Annotated in this window: 1 protein-coding gene and 1 pseudogene; both read right to left on the reverse strand. The window is 75.2% G+C overall.

From position 1 onward, the window contains the following. Nucleotides 1–243: pseudogene (locus H5J33_RS36880) on the reverse strand (hypothetical protein); the annotation flags it as partial. After that, nucleotides 240–2,145: DEAD/DEAH box helicase (locus tag H5J33_RS32370; protein WP_181798292.1), on the reverse strand; the 1,906-nt coding region annotated here is incomplete at its 5' end. The gene H5J33_RS32370 and the pseudogene H5J33_RS36880, both read right to left, overlap by 4 nt.

Here is a 2,145-nt window from a genome sequence, read left to right on the forward strand (position 1 = left end):
GCCACCGTCCGGGGCGTCCGTACGCGCGGAGGAACCGGCGCTGCCGGGCCCGGTTTCCTCCGGAGCCGTTCCCGCACGTTCGCCTTCGGCCGTCGGCTCCTTCCCCTCCTCCGGCTCCGGCGTGCCCTCCCCTTCCGCCGGGTCCGGCGCCGTGTCCTCCCGCTCGGGGTGCGCCCGTCGGCGGGCCTCCCGCAGGGCGCGGCGGGCCGCGTCGGCGGGGCGGGGGCGGCCGGGGGGCGTCATGACGTCCTCCGCAGGGAGACGAGGTCGGACAGTTCGCGGTCCGTCAGCTCGGTCAGGGCCGCCTCGCCGGAGCCGAGGATGGCGTCGGCCAGGGCGCGCTTGGCGGCGAGCATCTCGGCGATGCGGTCCTCCACCGTGCCCTCGGTGACCAGGCGGTGCACCTGGACGGGCTGGGTCTGGCCGATGCGGTAGGCACGGTCGGTGGCCTGTTCCTCGACCGCCGGGTTCCACCAGCGGTCGAAGTGGACGACATGGCCCGCGCGGGTGAGGTTCAGGCCGGTGCCGGCGGCCTTCAGGGACAGTACGAGGACCGGGGTCCCGCCGCTCTGGAAGCGGTCGACCATGCGCTCCCGCTCCGCGACCGGTGTGCCGCCGTGCAGCAGGTCGACCGGGATCGCGCGGGCGGACAGATGGGCGGTGAGCAGCCGGGCCATGCCCACGTACTGGGTGAAGACGAGCGCCGAGCCGTCCTCGGCGAGCAGGGTGTCCAGCAGCTCGTCGAGCAGGGCGAGTTTGCCGGAGCGGGCGGCCAGCCGCTCGGGGTCCGGCCGCTCCTTCAGATACAGCGCCGGGTGGTCGCAGATCTGCTTGAGCGCGCCCAGCAGCTTCAGCACCAGTCCCCGCCGTGCCATCCCCTCGGCGGTCTCGATGGCCAGCATCGATTCGCGCACCACCGCCTCGTACAGCGCGGCCTGTTCCCGGGTGAGCGGCACCGGGTGGTCCGTCTCGGTCTTGGGCGGCAGCTCCGGCACGATGCCCGGGTCCGACTTCTTGCGGCGCAGGAGGAAGGGCCGCACCAGCCGGGACAGGCGCTCGGCCGCCTCGGTGTCCTCGCCGCTCTCCACCGCGCGGGCGTGCCGGGCGCGGAAGGACTTCAGCGGGCCGAGCAGTCCGGGGGTGGTCCAGTCGAGCAGGGCCCACAGTTCGGAGAGGTTGTTCTCCACCGGGGTGCCGGTGAGCGCCACGCGCGCGGGGGCCGGGATGGTGCGCAGCGCCTTGGCGGTGGCCGAGTACGGGTTCTTCACGTGCTGCGCCTCGTCGGCGACGACCATGCCCCAGGGCTGTGCGGCGAGGTGGGCGGCGGCGGAGCGCATCGTGCCGTAGGTGGTGAGGACGAAGCCGCCGTCGACGCCGTCCAGGGTGCGGTCCTGGCCGTGGAAGCGGCGGACCGGGACGCCGGGCGCGAAGCGGGTGATCTCCCGCTGCCAGTTGCCGAGGAGGGAGGCGGGGCAGACGACGAGGGTCGGTTCGGTGCGGGCCCGTTTCAGGTGCAGGGCGATGAGGGTGACGGTCTTGCCGAGGCCCATGTCGTCGGCGAGGCAGCCGCCGAGGCCGAGGGAGGTCATCAGGTCGAGCCAGGCCAGTCCGCGCAGCTGGTAGTCGCGCAGGGTGGCGTTCAGGCCGCGGGGCGCGGTGGCGGGGCCGAGGCCGGCGGTGAGCCGGTCGCGGAGGGCGGCCAGCGCGCCGACGGGGACGGCCTGGACGGTCTCGCCGTCCACCTCGGCGGTGCCGGTGAGGGCGACGGACAGCGCGTCGACCGGGTCGAGCAGGCCCAGTTCCCGCTTGCGGGCCTTGCGGACCAGCGCGGGGTCGACCAGCACCCAGCGGTCCCGGAGCCGTACGACCGGGCGGTGGGCCTCGGCGAGGGCGTCCATCTCGGCCTCGTCGAGGGGTTCGCCGCCGAGCGCCAGCTGCCAGCGGAAGCCGAGCAGCTCGGCGCTGTCGAAGAAGCCGGTGCCGTCGGTGGCGGAGCCGGGGGCGGGGCGGATCACGGCGGTGGCGGTCAGGTCGCGGGCGAGGTCCCGGGGCCAGTGCACGGCGACCCCGGCGGCGGCCAGCCGGCTCGCCACGACACCGAGCAGGTCGCCCAGCTCCTCCTCGGACAGGGCGAGGACGTCGGGC

Origin of the sequence: Streptomyces sp. WELS2 (genome assembly GCF_013870595.1) — a bacterium.
Classification (GTDB): Bacteria; Actinomycetota; Actinomycetes; order Streptomycetales; family Streptomycetaceae; genus Streptomyces.